Source organism: Hymenobacter coccineus (genome assembly GCF_001816125.1).
GTDB classification, from domain to species: domain Bacteria; phylum Bacteroidota; class Bacteroidia; order Cytophagales; family Hymenobacteraceae; genus Hymenobacter; species Hymenobacter coccineus.
Genome location: NZ_MDZA01000413.1, coordinates 1 through 19,374, shown reverse-complemented (window position 1 = coordinate 19,374; position 19,374 = coordinate 1). Strand labels below are relative to the sequence as shown.

At 63.7% G+C, this 19,374-nt stretch carries 14 protein-coding genes and 1 pseudogene; 10 read left to right on the top strand and 5 right to left on the bottom strand.

Annotated features, from left to right (window positions below; translation table 11 throughout):
* Positions 1-66: 66 nt before the first annotated feature.
* The 4 genes from BEN49_RS19350 to uxuA form a co-directional block, all read right to left on the bottom strand.
* A complete protein-coding gene (locus BEN49_RS19350; protein WP_083326260.1) occupies positions 67-3,258 on the bottom strand; it encodes a SusC/RagA family TonB-linked outer membrane protein in 3,192 nt (1,063 codons plus the stop codon).
* 145 nt (positions 3,259-3,403) lie between these two features.
* Complete coding sequence (locus BEN49_RS19345) at positions 3,404-4,213, bottom strand: SDR family NAD(P)-dependent oxidoreductase (RefSeq protein WP_070746075.1); 810 nt, start codon at positions 4,211-4,213, stop codon at positions 3,404-3,406.
* Positions 4,214-4,274: 61 nt separating this feature from the next.
* A complete protein-coding gene (locus BEN49_RS19340) occupies positions 4,275-6,398 on the bottom strand; it encodes an alpha-glucuronidase family glycosyl hydrolase (RefSeq protein ID WP_239692017.1) in 2,124 nt (707 codons plus the stop codon).
* A gap of 258 nt (positions 6,399-6,656) precedes the next feature.
* Positions 6,657-7,847: a mannonate dehydratase gene (gene uxuA / locus BEN49_RS19335; RefSeq protein WP_070746080.1), complete on the bottom strand. Its 1,191-nt coding sequence runs from the start codon at positions 7,845-7,847 to the stop codon at positions 6,657-6,659.
* Between the two features lie 328 nt (positions 7,848-8,175).
* On the opposite strand from uxuA, the gene BEN49_RS19330 reads away from it, so the two are divergent.
* The 8 genes from BEN49_RS19330 (at position 8,176) to fucP (ending at position 15,971) form a co-directional block, all read left to right on the top strand.
* Positions 8,176-9,330 (top strand): substrate-binding domain-containing protein, encoded by a 1,155-nt coding sequence (locus BEN49_RS19330; protein ID WP_070746074.1) that lies wholly within the window; start codon positions 8,176-8,178, stop codon positions 9,328-9,330.
* Between the two features lie 438 nt (positions 9,331-9,768).
* Positions 9,769-10,644 carry a UxaA family hydrolase gene (locus BEN49_RS30660; RefSeq protein WP_317040479.1) on the top strand — a complete coding sequence of 292 codons (876 nt, stop codon included), beginning with the start codon at positions 9,769-9,771 and terminating at the stop codon, positions 10,642-10,644.
* Positions 10,638-11,447 (top strand): UxaA family hydrolase, encoded by an 810-nt coding sequence (locus tag BEN49_RS30655; protein ID WP_317040478.1) that lies wholly within the window; start codon positions 10,638-10,640, stop codon positions 11,445-11,447. Before BEN49_RS30660 ends, BEN49_RS30655 begins: the two co-directional genes overlap by 7 nt.
* 45 nt (positions 11,448-11,492) lie before the next feature.
* On the top strand, positions 11,493-12,257 hold the full coding sequence (locus tag BEN49_RS19320; protein ID WP_070746073.1) for an SDR family NAD(P)-dependent oxidoreductase: 765 nt from the start codon (positions 11,493-11,495) through the stop codon (positions 12,255-12,257).
* A gap of 124 nt (positions 12,258-12,381) precedes the next feature.
* Positions 12,382-13,239: a fumarylacetoacetate hydrolase family protein gene (locus BEN49_RS19315; RefSeq protein ID WP_070746072.1), complete on the top strand. Its 858-nt coding sequence runs from the start codon at positions 12,382-12,384 to the stop codon at positions 13,237-13,239.
* Between the two features lie 42 nt (positions 13,240-13,281).
* Positions 13,282-14,073 carry an L-fucose dehydrogenase gene (locus BEN49_RS19310; protein WP_070746071.1) on the top strand — a complete coding sequence of 264 codons (792 nt, stop codon included), beginning with the start codon at positions 13,282-13,284 and terminating at the stop codon, positions 14,071-14,073.
* A gap of 114 nt (positions 14,074-14,187) precedes the next feature.
* Positions 14,188-14,562 (top strand): L-rhamnose mutarotase, encoded by a 375-nt coding sequence (locus BEN49_RS19305; protein WP_070746070.1) that lies wholly within the window; start codon positions 14,188-14,190, stop codon positions 14,560-14,562.
* Positions 14,563-14,714: 152 nt separating this feature from the next.
* The gene (gene fucP / locus BEN49_RS19300; RefSeq protein WP_193415847.1) at positions 14,715-15,971 is read left to right on the top strand and encodes an L-fucose:H+ symporter permease; all 1,257 of its coding nucleotides are present in this window, start codon (positions 14,715-14,717) and stop codon (positions 15,969-15,971) included.
* A gap of 158 nt (positions 15,972-16,129) precedes the next feature.
* Here fucP and BEN49_RS19295 read toward each other — a convergent pair whose 3' ends face one another.
* The gene (locus tag BEN49_RS19295) at positions 16,130-17,650 is read right to left on the bottom strand and encodes an alpha-L-arabinofuranosidase family protein (protein WP_070746069.1); all 1,521 of its coding nucleotides are present in this window, start codon (positions 17,648-17,650) and stop codon (positions 16,130-16,132) included.
* A gap of 589 nt (positions 17,651-18,239) precedes the next feature.
* On the opposite strand from BEN49_RS19295, the gene BEN49_RS19290 reads away from it, so the two are divergent.
* Both BEN49_RS19290 and BEN49_RS19285 read left to right on the top strand, forming a co-directional pair.
* Positions 18,240-18,824: an RNA polymerase sigma factor gene (locus BEN49_RS19290; RefSeq protein WP_070746068.1), complete on the top strand. Its 585-nt coding sequence runs from the start codon at positions 18,240-18,242 to the stop codon at positions 18,822-18,824.
* Between the two features lie 236 nt (positions 18,825-19,060).
* A pseudogene (locus BEN49_RS19285) lies at positions 19,061-19,374 on the top strand (hypothetical protein); the annotation flags it as partial.

The following is a 19,374-nucleotide window of genomic DNA, read 5'->3' as shown; positions in this document are numbered from 1 at the left end:
CCAATGCTTGCTAAGTAGCAGCGCAGGAACAGTTCTGCCAGTTGATAATCTGACCACTTAGCGCTGCTAAAAGCCCAGGTTGACGCCCACGATGAAGGAGCGCGTAACGGGGTAGTTGCTGCCCCCCTGAAAGTCGATGTTGGCCGACGCGGTGCCCGTGTTGCTGAAACGCGAGGAGTACGACAGTGCATCTGGGTCGATGGCCTTGTTGCGCTGGTAGTACTTGTCCTTCGCCCAGATGTAGGGGTTCTGCACCTGCACGTAGATGCGGGCCGAACTCATCAAGGCCGATTTGGCCCAAGCGGCCGGCAGGGTATAGCCTAGGTCGATGCTGCGCACTTTGATAAAAGTGCCGCTGTGGTAGCCCAGCGTCGAGCCGTAGGTAGGCCACTCGTTGGCGCGGGCGGTTTGGTCGGGCTGCGGGTAGCTGTTGCTGGGGTTCTCGGCAACGCCACCAGGGGTTTGGGGCGTGAGCGCGGCCGGGATTGCGGCCGACCAATAATCGAAGTTCAGCTGGTTGCGGCGGCCGGTATTGGTGGCGTAGTAGCTAGGCCCGAAGGAGTACGGATCTACTACGGTGGCCCCCACGCGGGACAGCGCTACCACCGTCAGGTCGAAGCCTTTGAAGCGGAAGCGGTTGGTGAGGCCGGCTTCGAACTTGGGCTGGCGCGAGCCGATGATCTGGCGGTCGGCGGCGTCAATTTTGCCGTCGCTGTTCACATCCTCCACCTTAATCTGGCCCGGCTTCGTGCCGAACTTTTTAGCCTGATCGGCCTCCGAAGTCTGCCAAATGCCGATGTTTTTGTAGTCGTAGATAACGTAGAGCGGCTGGCCGATAAAGCGCTGGTTGCCAATATCGTTGCGGGGGCTTCCATCGGCATTGTACAGGTTCAGGTCGCGGAGCTTTTCGCGGTTCACCGTGAAGTTCCAGTCGGTGCTCCACTCGAAGCCACCCAACTCTTTGGAGCGCAGGTTCACAGTGGTCAGCGAGAGCTCAATGCCGCGGTTCTGGGTCGAGCCCGCATTGCGCAGGAAGGAGCCGTAGCCCGTGGCCGTGGGCAGGGCGTCGGGCAGCAGCAGGTCAGTTGTGCGCTGCTGGTACACTTCTACGCTACCCGTAATGCGGTTTTCGAGAAAGCCAAAGTCGAGGCCGAAGTTGGCGGTCGTGGTGTATTCCCAGCCCAGGTTTGGGTTCGGAATGCTGGAAGGCACCACGCCTACTGCGCCGGTAGCGCCGTAGTTGTAGTAGCCGCCACCCAGAGCCGACGAGAGCGAGCCCTGCGTCTGGTAGGGGTTAATGGCCGTGCTGCCCACGCGGCCCAGGCTGGCGCGCAGCTTCAGGAGGCTCACCGAGGAAAAGCTTTTCAGGAACGATTCGTTGGCAATGTTCCAAGCCACGGCCGCCGAAGGGAATGCCTTGAACTTGTTGCCGGGAGCCAAGCGCGACGAGCCGTCGGCGCGCACCGTCAGCGTTGCTGAGTAGCGGTTGTCGTAGGCGTAGTTGACGCGGCCCATGAACGACTCCAGGGCCCAGTTGATGGGCTGCGTGGTGTTGGTGATGCTGGCGGGCGTGCCGGCGCCCAGGTTATCGGCGAGCTGGTAGTCGGCCAGCGTGTTGCGAACGTTTCCACCAAAGCCGTCGGCGTGGTACGTCTGCCGGCTGTAAAGGGCCGTTACGCCCAGGTCGTGCTTCTCAGCAAAAGTGCGGTTATACGTCAGAACGTTCTCGGCCAGCAGGTTGTAGGCAATGCTGGAGGAGCGGCCCGCCGTGTTCACGCCGGCCCCGTTGTTAGGCGTCACCGAAGCGTAGAAGTACTCGTCGGCCTGGGTGCGGCCGTCGAGGCCCACGTTGAGGCGGTAGTCCAGCCCTTTCGCGAGATTTACCTGGGCATACAGGCTGTTGAAGCTGCGCAGGCGGCGGCTCTGGTCGAGGTGCGCGTTGGGCACGTACAGCGTCAGCGGGTTCGAGAGCTGGTCGCCGTTGGGGTACAGCACGAGCTGGCCGTTAGCGTCGTAGGGCGAGGCCAACGGGCTGGTGGTCAAGATCTGGTACAGCACGTTCACGTTCGGGTCTTTGGCGTTGGTGAACGTGTTGAGCGTGTTCAGGCCCACCTTGATGCGCTTGCCAATCTGCTGGTCGAGGGTACCGCGCAGCGAGTAGCGCTGGAAACGCTGCACCGGCACAATGCCCGTCTCATCGTAGTAGCCCACCGAAGCCGAGTACTGCGTCTGGTCAGTGCCGCCGCTCAGGCCCAGCGAGTGGTTCTGGATGTGGCCGTTTTGGAAGAGCAGGTCCTGGTAATCGGTGGTGCGGCCGGCGGCGTAGTTGGCGCGCTCGTCGGTGGTGAGGAAGGTAGCAGCTGCCGGGTCGAAGTTGGCGTTCTGGGCCCGGTAGGCCTGGAGCTTGTAGTTGTAATACTGCTCGCCGTCCATCAGGTCGAAGCGGCCGTAAACCTTTTTCTGGCCGTAGTAGCCGCTGTAGGTAGCCTTGGGGGCCCCACTCTTGCCGCGGCGGGTCGTGATGAGGATCACGCCGTTGGCGCCGCGGGCACCATAAATGGCGGTCGAGCTGGCGTCCTTCAGCACTTCCAGCGAAGTGATGTCGTCGGGGTTCAGGTCGTTGAGGCTACCGTCGTAGGGCACGCCATCCACCACCAGCAGCGGGTCGTTGCTACCCGACAAGGAACGGTTGCCACGGATGCGGATGGTGGGCGACTGGCCCGGGGCCGTGCCGTTGCTCGACACCGTGATGCCGGCCGCACGGCCTTGCAGGGCCTGGCCCACGTTGGCCACCGGCACGTCGCGCAGCTGCTCGCTGCTTACCGACGAGATGGCGCCCGTCACCTGGCTTTTCTTCTGCACGCCGTAGCCCACTACCTGCACCTCATTCAGGGCCTGGGTTTCGGGCACCAGGCTCTGGCTCACGCTGGTGCGCTTGCCCACCGCAACTTCCTGCTTAGCGTAGCCTATTGAGCTGAAAACCAGAATACTGTTATCATCCGGTACTGTGAGCGAATAGTTACCGCTCACGTCGGTGGTGGCACCGGTAGTCGTTCCCTTCACCACTACCGTTACGCCGGGGATGCCCTCGCCATTATCCGACGTGACCTTGCCCGTGACGGGATGGGCCCCCGCCACCTGGGCATAGGCTGCTTGCGGAACCAACGGAGCCAGGCCGCCGCTAATCAGCAGCAGCGGTATTAGGCGCGACCATTTCCACCCCCCACGGGAAGTAGATATTGATAGATTTTTTTTCATGGTTTGGGCGGGAATGGTAATTAGCTAATGTTAATTATTTGATTTTCAGCAGTTTCTTATTGTATTTGCTCTTGACAGGCTCCCCGAAACCAGGATGCGGAGAATTTAGAAAACCAAGGGCGGGTACGCTCCGGCGCGGGCTTTCTCAGAAGCCGATGGAGTTGCCGCCGTCGACGGGCAGCGAGGCACCGGTGATGTAGCGGGCGCCCTCGGAGGCCAGGAACACGGCCGCGTAGCCGATGTCGGCAGGCTGGCCGAACTTGCCCATGGGCGTGCGGCGCATGGCGCGGTCGCGGCGTTCGGGGTCACTGTTCATGGCCGTGCGGCTCATGGCGGTTTCGATGAAGCCGGGCGCAATGGCGTTCACGCGCACGCCGTGGGCCGAAAACTCAGAAGCTAGCACCTTCACCATGCCCTCGACGGCCGACTTGGAGGCGGCGTAGGCCACCACCCGGTCGATACCGTAGTAGGCGGCCATCGACGAAATCATGAGGATGCAGCCGCGGCCCCGGGGCACCATGCGCTTGGCCGCAGCCCGCGTGAGCGAGAACACGGCGCTCAGGTTGGTATGGATAATGCGGCTGAAATCTTCGTCCGTCATCTCCAGCGCGGGCTTTTTCATGTTGATGCCGGCGTTGTTCACCAGGATGTCGAGCGGGCCATGCTCGGCTTCTATCCGGGCCACCAGGTCGTCGAGGGCCCCCAGGTCGCAGATGTCGTTGACGAGGTACTGGGCGCGCTCGCCCAAGTCGGCCGTGGCTTCCTGGAGCACGGCCTCGCGGCGGCCCGTGATGACCACCGTGGCCCCGGCTTCCACCATGCAACGGGCAATTTCGAGCCCAATGCCCGTGCCCCCGCCTGTGACGAGGGCCAATTGGCCAGCCAGCGAAAACACGTGGTCGGCGGCGTGGGCGGACTGCGGCGCGGGGGCCCCGTGGCCATTAATGGTTGGCATTGGCAAGGTATCGGGAGAAGAAGTGCTCATAGAGAAATAGTATTATACAGCTAGCAGACAATTACTTGAGTTGGTACACTTGTACCTGGCGCTTGATATCGGCCAGGGTGCGGGTGGGCGGCGCGAAGGGCGCCGGCACCGGCTGCCGGGCCAGCGTTTGGAAGTAGAGCACGCAGGCGTCGCGCCACCAGTAGGCTTCCTGCTGCTGGATTTGCAGGCGGCTGGCCACGTCGGCGTACACGGCCGCGTCGAGGGCGGGGCGGGCGGCGGCCCACTGCTTTTGCAACCAGGCCACCGAGTCGGCGCCAGTGTAGTAGCGGTGGCACAGCTCGTTCCAGAGGGTGCGGCCGGTGCTGAGCGGCTGCTTCCAGCCCACGTGGTGGAACCAGAGCAGGTAGTCGAGCGGGCAGGTGGCAGCACTCCCCCACTGCTTTTGCACGGCGGGCTGGTACAGGGCCAGGGCGTTGCTGCCGGCAGCGGTGCGGTCGAAGCCCAGGCCTACCGAATCGCCACGGTGGTAATACACGGCCGTCCAATCGGGCCGGCCAGCTTTGGCCAGCCAGGGCTGGGGCCCGTAGTGGATGCTCTCGCCCATGATGTGGTGCAGGCCCAGCGGCGTGGTGTAGCGCACGTAGATGCTGCGCGACTGATCCAGCAGCGCCGTGATGCTGCGCACGGCCGCTGCGTTGGTGGTCAGGCTCATGCGCGTCCATTCCTCGGCCAGGGCCCCGGGGTCCAGGGTGTGGTCCCAGGCGAGGCGGCCGAAGGCGTACCAGTTAGCCTGGCCCAGCGGGTGGCCGGTCCAGTTGCGCACCGAGCCGATGTTGGCCACCCCGGCGATGCCGCTTTGGGCGTGATGGTCGAGGCTGCCGGCCACCACCTTGGCCACCGTCGAGCCGGGGCCCTGGGCGTGGGTGTCGGCCTCCAGGCACTCCTTGATGAGGGGCCCCAGATACACAGCGTGGGTGGCGAAGCCCAAGTATTCCTGCGTGAGTTGCACCTCCAGCACCAGGGGCGTGCGCGGCATGGCCCCAAACAGGGGGTGGAACGGCTCGCGGGCCTGGAAGTCAATTGGCCCGTTTTTCACCTGCACCAGCACCTTGGGGTCAAACTTGCCGTCGAGGGGCTGAAAATCCTGGTACGCTTCCTTGAACCGGTCGCCGCTGCCGTCGGCCTTGTACACGAAGGCGCGCCACATCACCACGCCGTCGTGGGTGCCCAGGGCCTTGGCCAACATATTGGCGCCGTCGGCATGGGTGCGCTGGTAGTCCTGGGGCCCCGGCTCGCCCTCCGAGTTGGCCTTCACCAAAAAGCCACCGAAGTCGGGGATAGCGCGGTAGATTTCGTCGGTTTTATTGGCCCACCACTTCTGCACGGCAGGGTCGAGCGGGTCGGCGGTGGGCAGGCCGCCTATTACCTTGGGCGCCGCCCAAAACACCGACAAATACACCCGAATGCCGTAGGGCCGCATCACGCCCGCCAAGGCTGCCACCTTGGGCAGGTACTCGGGCGTGAGGTAGCGGGCGCTGGCGTTTACGTTGTTCACCACCACCCCGTTGAGTCCGATGGAAGCGTTGGCGCGGGCGTAGTCGGTGTAGCGCGGGTCGAGGCGCTGGGGCAGTTCTTCCCACTTCCAGATGGACGAACCCGCGTAGCCGCGCTCCACCGTGCCATTGGGGTTGTCCCAGTGGTTCAGCAGGCGGTAGCGGATGCGTGGGGTGCTGCGCACGGCCCAGCCGGCCAGGGCCCCACCGGTTTGTACGCGGCGCAGCACCGCGTAGGCCCCGTAGAGCACGCCCGCCGCGCTGGGGCTGGCCACTACCAGGTTGTTTTTCTCAGCGTAAATGCGGTAGCCTTCGGGCGCGTTGGGCGCACTGGCATCGATTGCATTACGCTCAACCTTAAGCACAATGCCACCGCTCAGAGGCCCGGCGCTGGCTTGCATCGGCACCGGCTGGCCCAGCAGCCCCTGCAAGCCACGCTGCAGCTCGGCGGCGGCGGTGCGCAGCACGGGATCGGGGCCCGCCACGGCCACAAAGCGGGCCGCTTTTTGGTACTGCGCACGCTGGCCAGCGTCGGCCAGGCGGTCGTACTTCAGCCACAGCCGGTAGCCGTCGTCGGCCACGCCGCGGTGCGCGGCGGCCACGAAAACCAGGAGTAGAAGCAGGTGGCGAAAGTTGAACACAGAGAAATTATTACTTATAGCGCAGGAGATAGGTGTAAGCTTTTCTTAACTATTGCGTGCGACTACTTGCGAATTGATTACCTGAGCATTTATTGACTTTACCGACTGTTTATCAATTAAATAAACCCAGATGCAATGCAATAATCACTCCTCGGGGCTCATATATCGACCTAAGTGTCAACTGCCAGGTATATCGATTGTGTAGCTTATGCAAATAGGGCCCCGGGCCAACGCCCTGGAGCGCAGAGTCCGTGCTGCCTATTGCTGGGCCAGGGCCCGGCGGATGCCGTATTCCAAGCCGCGCAACTCTGCTAAGCCGCGCAGGCGGCCAATGGCAGAGTAGCCAGGATAGGTTTTCTTGTGCAGGTCGTCGAGCATCTGGTGGCCGTGGTCGGGGCGCATGGGCAGCGGCGGGGCGGTGCTGCCGGCGGCGGCACGGCGTGCTTCCTCTTGCACCAACGCCCGTACCACGCCGTACATGTCCACGTCACCAGCTAAGTGGTCGGCCTCGTGGAAATTGCGCGGGTTTTCTTCCCGCTTGGTGGTGCGCAGGTGCACGAAGTGGATGCGGGGCCCAAACCGCTCGGCCATGCCCACCACGTCGTTGTCGGCCCGCACGCCCAGCGAGCCAGTGCAGAAGGTGAGGCCGTTGGCCGGCACATCGCAGGCGGCCAGCAGGCCGGCCAGGTCGGCCTCGGTGCTCACCACGCGGGGGAGGCCGAGCAGCGAAAAAGGCGGGTCGTCGGGGTGGATGCACAGGCCGATGCCCACTTCCTGCGCCACCGGGGCCACGGCCCGGATGAAGTAGTGCAGGTTTTCGCGCAGCGCGGCCGCGTCGATGGCCGTGTATTCGTTCAGGTACTCCTGGAACGTGGCCAGTTCAAACGCCTCTTCCGAGCCGGGCAGGCCCAGCAGCGTGGTGTTGGTGAGCTGGGCCACGGCTTCGGGGCTCATGCTGGCAAATTGCTGGCGGGCGGCTTCGGCCACGGCCGGCTCGTAGTCGGCTTCGGCGCCGGGGCGCTTCAGGATGCACAAGTCGAACGCCGCAAACTCCTGCCACACGAAGCGCAGGGCCCGCGAGCCGTCGGGCAGCTCGTAGGCCAGGTCGGTGCGCGACCAGTCCAGCACGGGCATAAAGTTGTAGCATACCGTGCGCACGCCGCAGGCCGCCAGGTTGCGCAGCGACGCTTGGTAATTGGCAATGTACTGGTCACGGCTAGGCCGGCCTTTCTTAATGTCTTCGTGCACCGGTAGGCTCTCCACCACCGCCCAGTGCAGGGGCGCATGGGTAGCGTTGTCGGCTTCGATGAGCTGCTGGTGCGCCTGGATTTCGGCCACTGGCCACACCGTGCCCACTGGCAGCTGGTGCAGCGCCGATACCACGCCGGTGCAGCCCGCCTGGCGGAGGTCGAAAAGCGAAACCGGGTCGTTGGGCCCAAACCAGCGCATGGTGTGCAGCACAGCAGCAATATTAAAATAATACAAAAAACGTTATCAACAACCCACCATTTGCACTTTGTGCAATCGATAGGCGTTTGAAGTATCAGTAACCAACTTCTAATCAAATATAATCTATTGACCAGCCAATCCAAGCCATTAAATCATTGAAATCGGCACGATTTCAAACAAAAACTATCGGTATCGTTTTCACAACCGTTTTCGATAGGTAGAAAATCTTCATTTTTCTGTTAATAATTTTTATCGTTACTTTACGCTATCGAATGCATAGCGCACTGCTATTCATCGCCAGCTTCTTTCTATTTTACAAAAAATTCCCATGCCCATCTGTACCAAGTGTAACCAATCTGAGGGCGTGATGAAAGCGGGCTTTGTGCGGGGGCGGCAGCGGTTCTTTTGCAAGAGTTGCGGCTATCATTTCACCGAGGCCAAGCCCGCGGCGCCCGAGCGCAAGCGCTACCAGGCCACGCTGGCCGACGTGGCCCGCGCCGTGGGCGTGGCGTCTTCCACGGTTTCGAGGGCCCTAAACGGGCACACCGACATCAGCCCGGTCACGCGGCAAGCCATTCAGGAAGCGGCCCGGCAGCTCGACTACCACCCCAATTTCCTGGCCCAGAGCCTAAAGCGGCGCGAGACGATGACCATCGGGGTGGTAATTCCCGACATTGAACGGCCGTTTTTTGCCACCGCCGTCAGCGGCATTCAGGACGTGGCCACGGTGGCCGGCTACCGGGTGATGATCTGCCAGTCGAAGGAATCGTACGAGGCGGAGGTGAGCAACGTGCAGGCCCTGATTGCCAACCGGGTAGATGGCCTGCTGATTTGCCACTCGCGCGAGACCGAGAACTTCGACCACGTGAAGGAGCCGGCGCGGCGCGGCATTCCGGTGGTGCACTTCGACCGGGTGTGTAACGAAGTAAACAGCGCCAAGGTCATTCTCGACGACCGCCAGGGTGCGTTTGCCATCACCGAGCACCTCATTGAGCAGGGGTGCCGGCGCATCGCCATCCTGGCCGGGCCGCCGTCGCTGCTCATCAGCCGGCAGCGGCAGGCCGGCTACCTGGGGGCCCTGCGCAAGCACGGCCTGCCCACCAGCGAGGAGCTGTGCACGCACATCAACTTCCGCACCGATGCGGCGGTGGCGGCCCTGGATGCGTGGCTGGCGCTGCCCGAGCCGCCCGACGCTATTTTCGCCATTAACTACACCAACGCCTTCGACCTACTGGTGGCGCTGCGGCAGCGCGGCCTGCGGGTGCCGGCCGACATGGCCATCGTGGGCTTCGGCGACGAGTTTATGGCGATGCTCATCGAGCCCGGCCTTACCACGGTGGACCTCCACCCCTTCCGCATCGGCCAGCAGGCCGCCCGCCTCTTTCTGGAGCAAATGGCGCAGAAAGAGCAATTTGAGCCCCGTACCTGCATCATCCCCGGCGAGCTTATCATTCGCCAGTCGTCGCTGAAAAGCCGCGGCTAAGGCCCACCCGGGGCCCCGGGCGACGCGGGGCCCCCATGCGCTAAGCCCTGGAACTAATGAGGGCCGCTGCACCCGCGCCCACCCGGCCCAACTTGGATGGCAGCCTGCCCGCCGCTGTTGCGGGAGTACCATGCGCTGCTTTTGGCCGCCACCTACCCACCAGCACCTTGCGGCCAGCAGGAATTGGATGGGAGCGAATGCCTTAAGAACAAGCCTGTTCCTGCTAAACAGATCAGTTCTTACCTCCTCACTACGCCGCAACTTGGGTTAATTGAGTATTCTTGCCTAGCGCAAACGCTGGCGTAGTGCCCCTGCCGCGGCAGCAGCAGCGACTGCCGACCTTGCGCCCAGGCTGGCGCCCCCCCAAACGGCCCCTTCTGGGGCCCCCAGCCAGCCAGCCGGCTTTTCCCGCTGTTTTCTCTTTCCCACCCTGCTGCTATGAGCCCCTCTTCCCTGCCAGCCCTGCACACCTACCTCCAGATTCACCCCGCCGACAACGTGCTTGTGGCCTTGCAGGACCTGCCCGCCGGCACCGCGCTGGCGCACCAGGGGCGCGTTATCAGGCTGCCCGGGCCGGTGGCGGCCAAGCACAAAGTGACGACGGAGGCGCTGGCCATCGGCGCGCCGGTGCGCATGTACGGCGTGCGGGTGGGCAAGGCCACCCAGCCCATTGCGTTGGGTGGCGTCATTTCGACCGAAAACGTGCGGCACGAAGCCGAGCCCTACAGCCTGGACCGCCGCCAGGCCTGGACCTGGCAGCCGCCCGACGTGAGCGCCTGGCAGAACACCACCTTCCAGGGCTACCCGCGCGCCGATGGCAGCGTGGGCACCCGCAACTACTGGCTGGTGGTGCCGCTGGTTTTTTGCGAAAACCGCAACATCCGCATGATGCAGGACGCTTTTGAGCGGGCCCTGGGCTACGGCAAAACCGACCGCTACCGCCAGCAGGTGCAGCACCTGGCCGATGCCTACCGCGACGGCCGCCTCGGCGAGCCAACGGACGCCGCCGCCGAGCCAGCTGCTGCCGAGGCGCCGGCCGGCCGCTCGGCCCTGTTTCCCAACGTCGATGGCATCAAGTTTCTAACCCACGAGATGGGCTGCGGGGGCACCGCCGCCGATGCCCAGCGTCTCTGCGATTTGCTGGCCGGCTTCATCACCAACCCCAACGTGGGGGGCGTGACGGTGCTGAGCCTAGGCTGCCAGAAAACCCAAATGGACATGGTGCAGGCGGCCATCGATGCCCGGGCCCCTAATTTCGACCGGCCGGTGCTGTACTTCAACCACCAAAGCTTTGCACCGAAGCCGAGTTGCTGACGGCCGCCATCGGCCAGACGTTTAGGGGCCTGGCGCAGCTCAACCAGCAAACCCGCCGGCCCGCGCCGCTGTCTAAGCTGAACATTGGCCTGAAGTGCGGCGGCTCCGACGGCTTCTCGGGCATTTCGGCCAACCCCGCCGTGGGCCACCTCTCCGACGTGCTCGTGGCCCTGGGCGGCACTACGCTGCTGGCCGAGTTCCCGGAGCTGTGCGGCGTGGAGCAGGAGCTGATCAACCGCTGCACCGACGAGGACGATGCCCGGCAGTTTGTGACGTTGATGGACACCTACGCGGCGCAGGCGGCGGCCGTGGGCGCGGGCTTCGACATGAACCCCTCGCCGGGCAACATCAAGGACGGCCTCATCACCGACGCCATCAAATCGGCGGGGGCGGCCAAAAAGGGCGGGTATGCGCCGGTGGCCGGTGTGCTCGACTACACCGAAAAGGCGGTGGAGCCCGGCCTGCACCTGCTTTGCACCCCCGGCAACGACGTGCTGGCCACCACGGGCATGGCCGCCTCGGGGGCCACGCTCATCCTGTTCACCACCGGCCTGGGCACGCCCACCGGCAACCCCATCACGCCCACGGTCAAGATTTCGACCAATACCCGGCTGGCCGCCCGCATGCCCGACCTCATCGACTTCGACGCTGGCCCCGTGGTGGCGGGGGCCGAAACCATTGCCGAAAACGGGGAGCGCCTGCTGCACTGGCTGGTGGGGCTGGCCTCGGGCGAGTACCTGACCAAGGCCGAGCTGCTCGGGCAGGACGACTTCATTCCCTGGCAGCGCGACGTGAATTTGTAAGCCCGCCATTCCTCTTCCCCTCAGCACCTAACCCCCTTCTCATTCGTGTTTTCCCTCGCAAACAAAACGGCCGTGGTAACCGGCGGCGGCAGCGGCATCGGCAAGGCCATTGCCGAGTTATTTGCCCGGCAGGGCGCCGTAGTTCACATTCTGGAGCGCGACGCGGCGGCGGCCCAGGAGGTGGTGGCCACCATTGCGGCGGCCGGGGGCACGGCCCACGCCCACGCCGCCGACGTGGGCCAGCAGGCCGAAGTAGTGGCCGCATTTCAGCAAATCGGGCAGCTCGATATCCTGGTCAATAACGCGGGCATTGCCCACGTGGGCAACGTGGAAAGCACCACGGAAGCCGACTTCGAGCGCGTGTACCGCGTGAACGTGGCGGGGGCCTACAACTGCCTGTTTGCCGCCATTCCGCTGCTCAAGGCCGGGGGCGGCGGGACCATCGTAAACATGGCCTCCATCGCGGCCCACGTGGGCATCACCAACCGCTTCGCCTACTCCATGAGTAAGGGCGCGGTGCACGCCATGACGCTGTCGGTGGCCCGCGATTACCTAGCCGACGGCATTCGGTGCAATAGCATCTCGCCGGCGCGGGTGCACACGCCGTTCGTGGATGGTTTTCTGGCCCGCGCCTACCCCGGCCAGGAAGCCGAAATGTTCGAGCAGCTGGCCCGCAGCCAGCCCATCGGCCGCATGGGCACCCCGGCCGAAGTGGCCGCCCTGGCCCTGTACCTGTGCTCGGCCGAGGCCGGCTTTGTAACGGGCTGCGACTACCCGCTCGACGGGGGTTTCATCACGCTTAATAACTAATCAGCAAGCCGTTGGCTAGTAGCTACTGGCCGTCAGCTTTCTTTTTGAAAATATGCTTTTGCATTGGAATTGATGGGCGACTGATTCAGCCCCGGCAATCCATTCTACTTCCCCTTACCTCCTTATGAAACTTCTGCGCTACGGCCCCGCGGGCCACGAACAGCCCGGTATTTTGCTCGATAACCAGGCCTACGGCGTGCCGGGCTTCGGCCACGACTACGACGAAGCCTTTTTTGCCGGCGATGGCCTGGCCCGCCTGGCGGCCTACGTGCAGGCCAACGCTGGCCAGCTGCCCCAGGTGGCCCCGGGCGAGCGGCTGGGGGCCCCCGTGGCGCGGCCGTCGAAAATCGTGTGCATCGGCCTCAACTACGCCGACCACGCCCGCGAAACCAACGCCACGCCGCCCGCCGAGCCCATCATCTTCATGAAATCGACCACCGCCCTGGTGGGCCCGAACGACGCCATCGTCATCCCCCGCAACTCGGTGAAAACCGATTGGGAAGTGGAGCTGGCCGTGGTGATTGGCAAGCGCGCCAGCTACGTGGACGAGGCCGACGCCCACGCGCACATTGCCGGCTACGCGCTGCACAACGACGTGAGCGAGCGCGAGTTCCAGCTGGAGCGCGGCGGCACCTGGGACAAGGGCAAGGGCAGCGACACCTTCGCGCCCCTGGGGCCCTGGTTGGTAACGCCCGACGAGCTGGCCGACGTGGACCAACTGCGCCTGTGGCTGTCGGTGAACGGCCGCATGATGCAGGACGGCACCACCGCCAACCTCATTTTCCGGGTACCTTTCCTGATTTCCTACATCAGCCAGTTCATGACTTTGCTGCCGGGCGACGTCATTTCGACGGGCACGCCGGCCGGGGTCGGGCTGGGCTTCAAGCCACCCGTGTACCTGCAACCCGGCGACGTGGTGGAGCTGGGCATCGACGGGCTGGGCACGTCGCGGCAAGTGGTGCAGGCCTACGCCGCCAGCTAGTAGGCACTGCTAATTATCTCACCACCAATTGCCCACCTGTTTATGGATTTGCAGCTCGCTAACAAAGTAATCATCGTCACGGGAGGGGCCCGGGGCATTGGGGCCGGCATTTGCCGGGCGCTGGCGGCCGAGGGGGCCATCCCGGTCATTGTGGGGCGCGACGAGGCCGATAATGCCCGCACCGTGGCCGCGCTGGAAGCAGCCGGGCACCGGGCCGGGCAGGTAGTGGCCGAGCTAGCCGACCCCGAGGCGTGCCGGCAGGCAGTGCAGGCGGTCATCGCCCAGTACGGCCGCCTGGAGGGCCTGGTGAACAACGCCGGCACCAACGACGGCGTGGGCCTGGAACACGGCGACTACGCCCGCTTCATGGCCAGCCTGCACCAGAATGTGGTGCACTACTACCTGATGGCCCACCACGCCCTGCCCGAGCTGAAGAAGTCGGGCGGGGCCATCGTGAACATCACCTCCAAAACCGCCGAAACTGGCCAGGGCAACACCTCCGCCTACGCCGCCGCCAACGGGGGCCGCAACGCCCTCACCCGCGAGTGGGCCGTGGAACTGCTCAAGTACAACATTCGGGTGAATGCCGTGGTGGTGGCCGAGTGCTGGACGCCCGCCTACGAAACCTGGATTCAGACCCTGCCCAACCCTGAGCAGGCGCTGGGCGACATCACGGCCCGCATTCCGCTGGGCCACCGCATGACGACGACCGAGGAGATTGGCAGCACGGTAGCCTTCCTGCTGTCGGCGCGCGCCAGCCACACCACCGGCCAACTAGTGCACGTCGATGGCGGCTACGTGCACCTCGACCGGGCCTTGGCCAACGCCGGGTAAATGCTTGGCAATGCCGGATTTAATTAAAATAGCACGGTCATGCTTCGGCAAGCTCAGCATGACCGTGCTGAGTTACGCCAGGTTTCCCTCCCCCCACGCCTACTCTCCCCACGCATGACTTTCCCCGCCTCCCCCCCGCCAGCCGCGTTCAAACGGTATTGCAAAACGCTGCAACTGCGCCCCGACTCGGCCCTGCTGGCGGCTTATAAAGCAGTGCACGCGCCCGGCGCCACCTGGCCCGAAATCACCCAGGGCATGCGCGAGGTGGGCATTCTGGATATGGAAATTTACCTGGCCGGCCACCAGGCCTTTATGATCATGGACACCGTGGCCGACTTCGACCACGACCTTGCCATGCGGGCCCTGGCCGCCAAGCCCCGTCAGGCCGAGTGGGAAGCCTACGTGGCCGCCTTCCAGCAAACCGACGCCCAGGCCACCGCCGCCGAAAAGTGGCAACTCATGGAGCGCATCTACAAGCTGGGGGCCTAAGAATCTGGCCATTGGCTTTTGGCCGTTGGCCGTTGGCTTTCCTGCTCACAAACAAGCGCTTACCCAGCAATCGGCACTCGTTTGCTTCGGCACAAGTACCCACGGCCCCGCTACCGCCACTCCCCTCCCCTCCCCTCCCCTTCCTTTCCCAACTGCATGACGACTGCCCGAAAAACCTGTTTGCCGTTGGGCTCATCACGTCGCTGTTTTTTCTGTGGGGCTTCGCCCTCAACCTCAACCCCATCCTGATTCCGCACCTTAAAAAGGCGTGCCAGCTCACCGATGCGCAGTCGGCCTTTATTGATTCGGCTTCCTACATCGCCTACTTTTTGCTGGCCATTCCCGCCGGGCAATTCATGAAGCGCTACGGTTACAAGGGCGGTATCTTGCTGGGCCTGGGGCTGTTCGCCACGGGGGCCTTCCTGTTTTACCCCGCGGCGGCGGCCCGCTCCTACGGCTTTTTCCTGGGGGCCCTGTTCGTTATTGCCTGCGGCCTCACGTTTCTCGAAACCGCCGCCAACCCCTACATCACCGTGCTCGGCGACCCCGAGGGGGCCACGCAGCGGCTCAACTTCGCGCAGTCGTTCAACGGGCTGGCTGCCACGCTGGCCCCGCTGCTGGGCGGCATCTTCATCTTGTCGGGCAAGTCGCTCTCGCCCGCGCAGGCCGCCGCCATGCCGGCCCCGCAGCTCGGTGCCTACCTCAACCACGAGGCCGCCGCCGTGCAGGCCCCCTACCTACTCATCGGCGGCTTCGTGCTGCTGATTGCGGCCGTGCTCTACTTCACCCGCCTGCCCGACATCATTGAGTCCACCGACGACGAGGGGCCCGGGCGGCCCCTTTTGCAGGAGAAAAACCTGCTACTGGGCGTGCTGGCACAGTTTTTCTACGTGGGGGCCCAGGTGTGCGTCAGCAGCTTTTTCATCCGGTTTGCCGGCCGGGTGGCTGGCATCGACGAGAAAACGGCGGCCCTGTACCTCGCCGGGGCCCTGCTGGGCTTCACGGCGGGCCGCTTCATCGGCACGGCCCTGATGCGCTACGTGCCGGCCTCGCGGCTGCTGGCGGGCTACAGCCTGCTCAACTTTTTCCTGGTGCTGCTGGCGGTGTTCACGCACGGCCATTTTTCGGTGTACGCCCTGGTGGGGGTCGAGTTTTTCATGTCGATCATGTTCCCCACCATCTTCTCGCTCAGCATTCGCGGGCTGGGTTCCAAAACCAAAGAGGGCTCCTCGCTGGTGATTATGGCCATTGTGGGCGGCGCGGTGTTCCCCCCCATCATGGGGCGCATGTCCGATGCGAGCAGCATTCAGCTGGCTTATGTGGTGCCGGCCTGCTGCTTTCTGGTGGTGTTTTACTTCGCGCTGCGCAACATTGGGGTGAAGAAGGTGAAGCTGGCCACGGCGCACTAAGGCCCCCTGGAACTATTCGCAGGGCCCCCAGGCGGCCTGCCCACTTCCGACCCGCGGCGGCGGCACGGCTCAGCCACCCAGGGGCCCCGCTACTTTGCCTGGCAACCCCGTGGGGCCCTAAGCCGGCCACTTTTGCTACGGCCGTACACCGCTGACCATTAGAGGGCTGCTTGCAGAATGGTGATGCTGTGGGCGGCCATTGCGTAGGTTTTGGCACCGGCCGGCAGGGTGCGCTGCCGGTGGCCGACCACGTTTGTAGCCGGCGCGGCCAGCGTGTTTTTCGCCTCAATTGAGGCCGCAGTGAGTTCGTGCGCCGTCCATTGCCCGGTCGTTTTGGCGTTGAGCCGGATGTCGATGGCCGCGCGGCTGTCGCGGTTGACGATGGCCAGGGTGAGGGTTTTGCCATCGGTGGAGGCCGCCACGTCCAGGGCGGCGGCCCCGGCCCCGGTGGCCGTGGCGGCTACGCTGCGGGGCCCGCACAGCTTGCGGTAGAGGGCCAGCGGGTAGTACACCGTCTGGCAGATGGACGTGGTTTCGTTCGTCATGATGGGGGCCAGCACATTCACGGTTTGCGCCCAAGTGGCTAGGCCGATGACGGCCGCATTGCGCTGGAAAATATTGAGGAAAGTGGCCACGCCCAGCGCGTGGTTCCAGGTATATTCCATTTCCAGGCCATAAGCGCCTTGGCCGTTCGCCTCCCAGATGCCCCATTCGTCCAGCGCAATTCGCACGGGCTGCTGGCGGCCGGAGAAGCGGTACCACTTGCTGAAATTTTCCACTTTCTCCGGCGTAAAGGCCCTAATTTGGGCCCCCAGCTTTTGGATGCTAGCTTCCATTGCGGCGATGGACGCGAAGAGCGAAGCCGGATCGCCGGGCTTGGAGCGGGCGTACAGGTGCAGCGAAATGTAGTCGCAAACCGGGTGCAGCGCCTCCAAAACCTGCTGGTTCCAGCCGTCCTGGTCCCCCACCATCACCAGTTCGATGGACGGGTCCTGGAGCTTCATGAGCTTGGCATAGTACCAAGCCTGCTTAATGTAGTCCTGGGGGTCCTGGAGCCGGCCGGCATCCTCCTTGGCGGCTTCCTCGTTGCCCAGGCCCCAGTAGTGCACACCGTAGGGCTGGGCATGGCCGTTGTTGCTCCTCTGCGTGGCGTAGTCGCCCGCCGTGGCGTTGCAGTATTCCACCCACTGCGCCGCTTCTTCGGCCGTACCGGTGCCCATGTTGACGGTGAGAAAGGGGGCGGCCCCCAGCAGCTCGGCGTAGCGCAGGAATTCGTCGGTGCCGAAATGGTTGTTGTCGATGCCACCCCAGATCAGGTTTTTTCGCACCGGCCGGTTTGGCCCGACGCCGTCCTTCCAATGGTAAATTTTGGTGACTGTGCCGCCGGGGTAGCGCAGCAAGGGCGGGCGCAGCTGCTGTACTTTTTCCAGCACGTCCGGGCGAAAGCGCCGCTTGCCATCGTCGTAAATGCCACCGTAGATGGCCCGGCCCAGGTGCTCAATAAACTGGCCATAGATGTTGGGCGATATGTCGCCCAGCCCGTGGCTTACGTCCACCGTCACCTCGGCCGCATCCGGCCGAAATAGTTTTTTGACCGGGCCCGGCACCGCCGCGCCAAGCAGCGTCCCGGTGCTCAGCTTCATGAATTCGCGCCTCGACTGTTGCTTCATGGTTTTCATCGCTCGAACCAGAATGAGGGCCGCCCCTGGGGCCCTAATCGGCCCTGTGGTCCTAACCGGAGCCCTACTTGGGGCCCTGGTCGGGGCCCCAAGTAAGGCCCTGGGGTAATTAGCAAAGGCAAACCTACTACCGGAACTGCGCCAGCCCGCTTGCCGGGGCTAGCCCGCTTGCCGGGGCCCGCAGCCGCGTTTTGGCCGGCGGCCGGCGGCGCGCACAAGCACTGGCCGGGGCAACCGCCGCCGCCCCGGCGCTTGCCCCGGCACCAGGGCGCCACGCGGGGCCCCCATGCACCGCCCCGAAAGCGGGCGCTAAGCCCAAGGTTTAGGAAGGCCACTGCCCCGGCACGGTTTTGTAATAAACCAGGATTCGATAGTATATACCGGCCAAGGCGGGGCATGGGCAATTGGTGTTTGGGGCCCCAGCAGTTCAGCTAAAAGCGCACAACATCGCTAGTATTAGGGGCGCAACGGCAACGCAACTGCGGCGGGGGCCTGGCAGTCGCGCCTAGCCCCCGCTATTCTTTGGCAAGGCCAACCGGCTGAGCAAGCCACTGCGGCCTGCGGATTTACCCTCGATTGTTTCCAAGCCATGTCGCCCACCGAAGAACCCGAATTGCTTTGGCAATTATTTCAGCGCGGCGACTGGGAGGCTTACACTAAATTATATAATATTAATATTAATTTATTAATCAACTACGGCCACAAGTTCACCCGCGACCGGTCGCTGATTGAGGACGCGGTGCACGACTTGTTCATTAAGCTGTGGACCAACCGGGCCAGCCTGGGCACCCCGCTATCGGTCAAAAACTACTTGTACAAAGCCCTGCGCAGCATCCTGTTCCGCAAGCTCGACCACCGCTCCCGCTTCACCCAGCTGGTGGCCGGCGACGCGCTGGCCTTTGAGGTTTCGTTTGACGAAGTAGTCATCGCCAGCGAGGAAGAGCAGGCATTGCAAGCCAAGATTAAGTTTGCCGTTGGTACCCTGCCGCCCCGCCAGCAGGAAATCGTTTTTCTGCGTTTCTACGAAGGCTTCAGCTACCCCGAAATTGCTGATATTATGGAGATTACGGTATCCTCGGCGTACAAGCTGCTCTACAAGGCGCTGCACAGCATTGAGTCCGCCTTTGCGGCCTCCAACCCGGGCAGGGGCCCCGGGCAGCCCGCCGCCGGCTAGCCCCGGGGCCCACCCGGGGGAAGCGCGTGGTCGAACTGAGCGAGCCGAGTTTTTAGGCGCAATTTTTCGTCGGCTCAGGGAATTTTCCGGTTGGAAAAGTGGGGCAAAAAGCGGCAGAATATTGCCGCGAAAGTGCACCTGAGAAATAAGTGTTTTTTTGAGTAAAAATTATTTCGTTTTGAAGGGATAATTGGACTAGGCCCGGGTATATAGTTGGTGAATAACCCGTTTACCCCATGGAATTTGCCGATTACGCTGCTTTCACTGCTAACGATTTTTTAGCGGACGACTTTTTTGTCGACGGGGTACTGCATCCTACAGCCCAAACGGCACTTTTCTGGGAGGGTTTTGCCGACCGTTACCCCGCGCAAAAAAACAACCTCGCGCAGGCCGCCGGCCTAATCCGCGGCTACCGGCGGCAAGATGCCTTTGCGGCCCCAGCCCTGGAGGCGGCGCTTTGGCAGCGCATTGCGGCCGAGGTGGGCCCCGCGGCGGCCCGACGGCCGCCCGCCGCGCCAGTATCAGTCCTTTTCACTCCGCTCTCGCTTTG

Excerpts from the sequence above, each read along its gene's own strand:
- BEN49_RS19295 (WP_070746069.1), bottom strand. The coding sequence starts at position 17,650 with ATGAAAACCATGAAGCAACAGTCGAGGCGCGAATTCATGAAGCTGAGC.
- BEN49_RS19345 (WP_070746075.1), bottom strand. The coding sequence starts at position 4,213 with ATGCCAACCATTAATGGCCACGGGGCCCCCGCGCCGCAGTCCGCCCAC.
- BEN49_RS19290 (WP_070746068.1), top strand. The coding sequence starts at position 18,240 with ATGTCGCCCACCGAAGAACCCGAATTGCTTTGGCAATTATTTCAGCGC.
- BEN49_RS19310 (WP_070746071.1), top strand. The coding sequence starts at position 13,282 with ATGGATTTGCAGCTCGCTAACAAAGTAATCATCGTCACGGGAGGGGCC.
- BEN49_RS19315 (WP_070746072.1), top strand. The coding sequence starts at position 12,382 with ATGAAACTTCTGCGCTACGGCCCCGCGGGCCACGAACAGCCCGGTATT.
- BEN49_RS19350 (WP_083326260.1), bottom strand. The coding sequence starts at position 3,258 with ATGAAAAAAAATCTATCAATATCTACTTCCCGTGGGGGGTGGAAATGG.
- BEN49_RS19330 (WP_070746074.1), top strand. The coding sequence starts at position 8,176 with ATGCCCATCTGTACCAAGTGTAACCAATCTGAGGGCGTGATGAAAGCG.
- uxuA (WP_070746080.1), bottom strand. The coding sequence starts at position 7,847 with ATGCGCTGGTTTGGGCCCAACGACCCGGTTTCGCTTTTCGACCTCCGC.
- BEN49_RS19305 (WP_070746070.1), top strand. The coding sequence starts at position 14,188 with ATGACTTTCCCCGCCTCCCCCCCGCCAGCCGCGTTCAAACGGTATTGC.
- BEN49_RS30660 (WP_317040479.1), top strand. The coding sequence starts at position 9,769 with ATGAGCCCCTCTTCCCTGCCAGCCCTGCACACCTACCTCCAGATTCAC.